The 6,569-nt window shown below is 27.3% G+C and carries 6 protein-coding genes; all 6 read left to right on the top strand.

The window, feature by feature from the left end; genetic code table 11:
• Nucleotides 1–15 precede the first annotated feature (15 nt).
• The 6 genes from AB4W59_RS02760 (at nt 16) to leuD (ending at nt 6,325) form a co-directional block, all read left to right on the top strand.
• Nucleotides 16–507: a TIGR00645 family protein gene (locus AB4W59_RS02760; RefSeq protein WP_367673365.1), complete on the top strand. Its 492-nt coding sequence runs from the start codon at nt 16–18 to the stop codon at nt 505–507.
• Nucleotides 508–715: 208 nt separating this feature from the next.
• Nucleotides 716–1,471, top strand: a complete 756-nt coding sequence (gene repA, locus AB4W59_RS02755) for a plasmid replication initiator RepA (RefSeq protein WP_367673364.1) — start codon at nt 716–718, stop codon at nt 1,469–1,471.
• Nucleotides 1,472–1,595: 124 nt separating this feature from the next.
• On the top strand, nt 1,596–3,137 hold the full coding sequence (gene leuA, locus AB4W59_RS02750) for a 2-isopropylmalate synthase (protein ID WP_367673363.1): 1,542 nt from the start codon (nt 1,596–1,598) through the stop codon (nt 3,135–3,137).
• 55 nt (nt 3,138–3,192) lie between these two features.
• On the top strand, nt 3,193–4,305 hold the full coding sequence (leuB, locus tag AB4W59_RS02745) for a 3-isopropylmalate dehydrogenase (RefSeq protein WP_367673368.1): 1,113 nt from the start codon (nt 3,193–3,195) through the stop codon (nt 4,303–4,305).
• A complete protein-coding gene (gene leuC / locus AB4W59_RS02740; RefSeq protein WP_367673367.1) occupies nt 4,286–5,698 on the top strand; it encodes a 3-isopropylmalate dehydratase large subunit in 1,413 nt (470 codons plus the stop codon). Before leuB ends, leuC begins: the two co-directional genes overlap by 20 nt.
• Before the next feature lie 3 nt (nt 5,699–5,701).
• Complete coding sequence (gene leuD / locus AB4W59_RS02735) at nt 5,702–6,325, top strand: 3-isopropylmalate dehydratase small subunit (RefSeq protein WP_367673366.1); 624 nt, start codon at nt 5,702–5,704, stop codon at nt 6,323–6,325.
• Nucleotides 6,326–6,569: the final 244 nt, after the last annotated feature.

The following is a 6,569-nucleotide window of genomic DNA, read 5'->3' as shown; positions in this document are numbered from 1 at the left end:
AAAATAGGAAAAAAAATGGAAAACATTATTGAAAAAATTATATATGCTTCACGTTGGCTAATGTTTCCCGTATATGTGGGTTTATCGTTCGGTTTTGTCTTATTAACGTTAAAATTTTTTCAACAAATCGTTTTTATTTTTCCTGATATTTTAACTATGTCGGAATCAGGATTGGTATTGGTTGTACTATCCTTAATTGACATTGCTTTGGTAGGTGGGCTTTTAGTGATGGTGATGTTTTCTGGTTATGAAAATTTTATTTCTAGAATGGATATTCAAGATGACGGTAAAAGATTGGGGTGGATGGGGACTATGGATGTGAATTCAATTAAAAATAAAGTCGCTTCTTCGATTGTAGCCATCTCCTCTGTACATTTATTACGTCTTTTTATGGAGGCAGAAAAAATATCAGATAACAAAATTATATTGTCTATCATTGTGCACCTTACTTTTGTAGGATCAGCATTTGGAATGGCATATATTGATAAAATGAGTAAAAAAAAATAAATTTTTTATATTTGTTGTATGAAAAATTTTATATAACATTATAGTGTATTACTGTTAATGCTATTTTATATAATTTTAAAAATTAAATTTAAAGTAAAATATCTATGTTATTATTGTTTATCAATAATTTTTTAATTCATAAAATATTTTTATATTATAAGATTTTTTATAAAATATATAGTATATATTAATTAAGTGTATCATCTTTGTGTCTAGAAAAAATTATATACATAATTCAAAACCAGTTTTTAAAAAACCTAAAAACGAAAAAAAAAGATCAAAATTCGTGTGTTATGCAATAAAAAGAGCAAAACAAATAGATGTAGCGAGAAGCCCGCTATATCATACGTTAATATCTGCTCATCGAAATACTAGTAATGTTTTATTTCGTGTCAGACGTTTAAATGAAAACAGAGCACGCGCAATGAGAGCAATGGTTATTGCTATGTTATATTATTATGATATTCGATCTAATACAGTCAATGCTTCTATTGAAAAACTGTCTGATGAATGCGGATTATCTACTATATCAGATGCAGGTAATAAATCCATTACACGCGCGTCCCGATTAATAAAACAATTTATGGAACCCATGGGTTTTATTCAATATAAAAAAATAAAAAATTCATTTTTAAGCACAAGTACTCATAAAAAAATTTTTCTAACACCCGTTTTTTTTATGTTATTTAAAATTTCACAATCTACCATAAATTATTATTTATGCGATACAATAAGATTATTTAAATATTCTCATATGAAAGAAAAAAAAATATTTGTTTCTTTTGAAGAAATAAAAAAAATATCTCAAATGGACGAGAAATCCATTCGAAAAAAAATTTTAAATATTTTAATCAATTATTATACGGTCAATGAATTAGCTCAAATTGGACCAAAGAGATTAAAAAAAAAGATTGATATTGAATATAACAATTTATGCAAATTATACAAAAACGATAATAAATAAATTTATATAATAAAAATTTCATAAGACAAGTTGATACATTTTCACCAGTGTATCAACTTGTCTTATGAAATTTTTATTATATAAATTTATTTATTTAAAAAATTCTATTATTGAGAATATATTTATGAATGCTAGAGTGATTATTTTCGACACTACCCTGCGTGATGGTGAGCAAGCATTACAAGCAAGTTTAAGCGTTAAAGAAAAATTACAAATTGCATTATCTTTAGAAAAAACTGGAATTGATATTATGGAAGTAGGTTTTCCAATTTCATCTCCGGGAGATTTTAAATCAGTACAAAGCATAGCAAAAAATATTAAAGATACTAAAATATGTAGTTTAGCACGTTGCGTAAAAAAAGATATTGATGCAGCAGCTGAGGCAATGTCTTTAGCAAAAAATTTTCGAATTCATATTTTTTTAGCAACTTCTACACTTCATATAAAATCTAAATTAAGAAAAAATTTTAACGAAATTGTAGAAATGGCAATTGATTCTGTTCGATATGCCCTTCGGTATACTGACGATGTAGAATTTTCCTGTGAAGATGCAGGAAGAACTAATAAAGATGATTTATGTTATATTATAGAAAAAGTTATTAACGAAGGTGCAAAAACTATAAATATACCTGATACTGTAGGATATACAACACCTAGAGAATTTTCATCAATTATCAAAGATATATTTGAAAGAGTGCCAAATGTTCATAAATCAATTATTTCAGTACATTGTCATAATGATTTAGGTATGGCTGTCGGAAATTCTATATCTGCTATAGAATATGGCGCTCGGCAAATAGAAGGCACAATAAATGGATTGGGAGAAAGAGCTGGAAATACTGCATTAGAAGAAGTAATTATGGCTATTAAAGTAAGAAAAGATATTTTAGGTGTATATACGAATATAAAACATCATGAAATTTATAGAACTAGTCAAATTATTAGTCATATTTGCAATATGCCTATACCATCAAATAAAGCTATAGTAGGCAGTAATGCTTTTTCTCATTCTTCAGGAATTCATCAAGATGGTGTTTTAAAAAATAGAGAAAATTATGAAATTATGGCACCCAGTCTAATTGGATTAAAAGAAGTAAAATTAAACTTAACTTCTCGTTCCGGGCGTGCTGCAGTTAAACATTATATGGATGAAATGGGTTATAAAGACATAGATTATAATATAAATGAATTATATTCTTCTTTTTTAAAGTTAGCTGATAAAAAGGGTCAAGTATTTGACTATGATTTAGAAGCTTTAGCATTTATTAATACACAGCAAGAAAAAATGGAATATTTTTCTTTGCATTTTTTTAGCGTACAATCCGTTTATAATGGATTATCTACAGCTTCGGTTAAATTATTATGTGGATCAAAAATACATACAGAATCTTCTACCACCAGCAATGGTCCAGTTAATGCCATTTATCAAGCATTAAATAGAATTACAAAATATAATGTTATATTAAAAAAATTTCAGTTAGCTGCAAAAGGTCAAGGCAAGGATGCATTAGGTCAAGTGGATATTTTAGTAGAATGCGATAATCGTAAATTCCACGGTATCGGTTTGGCTACTGATATTATTGAAGCAGCTACACAAGCAATGATTAATGTATTAAACAATATCTGGAAAGTTAAACAGGTAGATAAAAAATTAAAAAACAAATAAAGAACATTAAAAAAATATTTTTTTAAATTGAAAATTTCTAAGAGAATATGTTTTCATGAAAAAACACTATCGTATTGCAGTATTACCAGGTGATGGCATTGGACCAGAAGTAATGAAAGAAGGTTATAAGATTTTAAATATTTTAAAAAAAAAATTTCTACTACCTTTAGAAATTAAAGAATTTGATATAGGAGGTTGCGCTATTGACAAAGAAGGTATGGCATTACCTATAAAAACACTTATAGGTTGCCAAAACTCTGACTCTATTTTATTTGGTTCAGTAGGTGGAAAAAAATGGGATACACTACCATACGATGAACGTCCTGAGAGAGCGTCTTTATTGCCTTTAAGAAAAAAATTTAATCTTTTTTGTAATTTAAGACCTGCACAATTATATAAAGAATTGAAAAATTTATCACCTTTACGCTCTAATATTGTTAAAAATGGATTTGATATATTATGTGTAAGGGAATTAACAGGCGGTATTTATTTTGGAAAACCTAGAGGTAGATTAGACAAAGGAAATTCTCTTTATGCGTTTGATACAGAAATATATCATGAATATGAAATTAAACGTATAGCACATTTAGCTTTTAAATTAGCTCGTAAAAGAAGATGTAAAGTCACTTCAATTGATAAGGCAAATGTATTACAAAGTTCTCTTTTATGGAGAGAAGTAGTAGAGCAAGTATCTGAAGATTATGCAGATGTAACATTATCTCATTTATATATTGATAATGCTGCTATGCAAATAATTAAAAATCCTGAACAGTTTGATATATTGTTATGCTCTAATCTTTTTGGTGATATTATTTCAGATGAATGCGCTATGATCACTGGTTCTATCGGTATGTTACCTTCAGCTAGTTTAAATGAAAAAAATTTTGGTTTATATGAACCTGCTGGAGGATCTGCACCGGATATTGAAGGTGAAAATATTGCAAATCCTATCGCTCAAATACTGTCTATTTCTATGTTGGTTAGATACAGTATGAAATTGCCTAAAATCGCTAATCAAATAGACCAAGCTGTAATAGAAACTTTAAAAAAAGGCTATAGAACAAAAGATATTTCCGATGGAAAAAACTATGTAAATACTCATGAAATGGGAAATATTATTTCTGAATTTTTAATCAATGGTAAGTATCATGAAACAAACTTTGTATGAAAAAATATATAATTCACATATTGTATATAAAGAAAAAAATAAAACTGCTCTCTTATATATTGATCTTCATTTAATTCATGAAGTAACATCTCCTCAAGCATTTAGTGCATTAAGAGAAAAAAAAAGAACTGTCCGACATCCTGAAAAAACTTTTGCCACAATGGATCATAATGTCCCAACCATTAATAGAGATATTAATGCTTCCGGTTCTATGGCTAAAATTCAAATGCAAGAATTAATAAAAAATTGTAAAGAGTTTAATATTGCACTATATGATCTTAATCATAGAAATCAAGGAATTGTACATATTATAGGACCTGAAAAAGGAATGACATTACCAGGTATGACAATTGTATGTGGAGATTCGCATACATCTACACATGGAGCATTTGGCGCATTAGCATTTGGTATTGGCACTTCCGAAGTTGAGCATGTACTTGCAACACAAACATTAAAACAGAATCGTTTTAAGACTATGAAAATAGAAATTATAGGTAAAATACCTCTATATGTTACAGCCAAAGATATTATCTTATCAGTGATTGGAAAATTAGGATCATCTGGTGCAACAGGATATGTTATTGAATTTTGTGGTAATGTTATAGAAAGCATGAGCATGGAAGAAAGAATGACAATATGTAACATGGCCATTGAAATGGGTGCAAAATCAGGATTAATAGCGCCGGATAAAATTACTTATTCATATTTAAAAAATAAAGAATATTCACCTAAAAAAAAATATTGGGATAGTGCTATTTTATATTGGAATACATTGAAATCAGACGATAATGCTCTTTTTGATAAGACTTTTACCATAAATATATCTGATCTTGCGCCGCAGGTTACTTGGGGTACAAATCCTGATCAGGTTATATCTATTACAGACAAAATACCTCAATTTAATAGTTTTCATAATATTATAAAAACTAATTTAGCAAAATCAGCATGTCATTATATGGGATTAAAACCTGGAACATTCTTGACTGACATTACTGTTGATACAATTTTTATTGGATCTTGTACCAATGCGCGTATAGAAGATTTAAGATCAGCAGCAAAAATATTAAAAAATAAAAAAATTTCTCCATACGTGAAAGCTATTGTAGTTCCGGGATCGGGATCGGTAAAAAAACAAGCGGAAAATGAAGGTTTAGATCAAATTTTTATTAATTCAGGTTTTCAATGGAGATTGCCTGGTTGTTCAATGTGTTTGGGTATGAATGCAGATCAATTGAGACAAGGTGAAAGATGTGCGTCTACGAGTAATCGTAATTTTGAAGGAAGGCAGGGTAGAGGAGGTCGCACTCATTTAGTTAGTCCTATTATGGCGGCTGCAACTGCAATATTTGGTCGTTTTGTTGATATTAGAAAGATACTGGATAAGAGTAATTAAAAAATGTTGAAGTTTACTGAACATAAAGGGATAGTTCTTCCTTTAGATATATCCAATATAGATACAGATATTATTATTCCTAAACAATTTTTAAAAAAAGTAAGTAAGGTAGGATTTGGTAAATATTTATTTCATGATTGGCGTTTTCTTGATAAAAATCAACTAAAAATAAATAATGATTTCATTTTAAACAAAAAAATATATAGAAATGCTAGTATATTATTAACAAGAGACAATTTTGGATGTGGTTCTTCTAGAGAGCACGCTGTTTGGTCGTTATTAGATTATGGTTTTAAAGTAATAATTGCACCGAGTTTTGCTGATATCTTTTATAATAATAGTTTTAATAATAAACTTCTTTTAATTACTTTACCTAATGCAGTAATTGATAATTTATTTAATATTGCATTTTCTGAACCTGGGATTTATTTTAATGTAAATCTTTTAAAAAGATATATTATTGTAGAAAACAAACAATATGATTTTAAAATCGATGAATTTCTTTGTTTTTGTTTAATAAATGGATTGGATGATATTGATTTAACAATGCAATGTATACATCATATTGATTCTTATGAAAAAAATATATTGCATTTTTTAATAAAAAGAAAAACGTTTGTATCTTAAATTATTATATATAAAAATTATTTTGATATTTAAAATAGCGAAAAAATTTTTTTTAAATTTTTTCGCTATTTTTTTTATGTTATATACGTTCATCTAAAAAATATTCATAATTTTCTTTGATGTTAAAAATTTTTTATATGTTTTATTATTAATATCAATGTATATATTATATTTTATATTAAAAATATTGGAAGCATTGAAACTTCATTAATTACATCTTTATTATGTTATAACATGAATAAAA

It is taken from the genome of Buchnera aphidicola (Cavariella theobaldi) (genome assembly GCF_964059165.1).
Lineage (GTDB): Bacteria > Pseudomonadota > Gammaproteobacteria > Enterobacterales > Enterobacteriaceae > Buchnera > Buchnera aphidicola_BO.
Note: the sequence above shows the minus strand (reverse complement) of the source record. Positions and strands in the feature narration are given on the sequence as shown.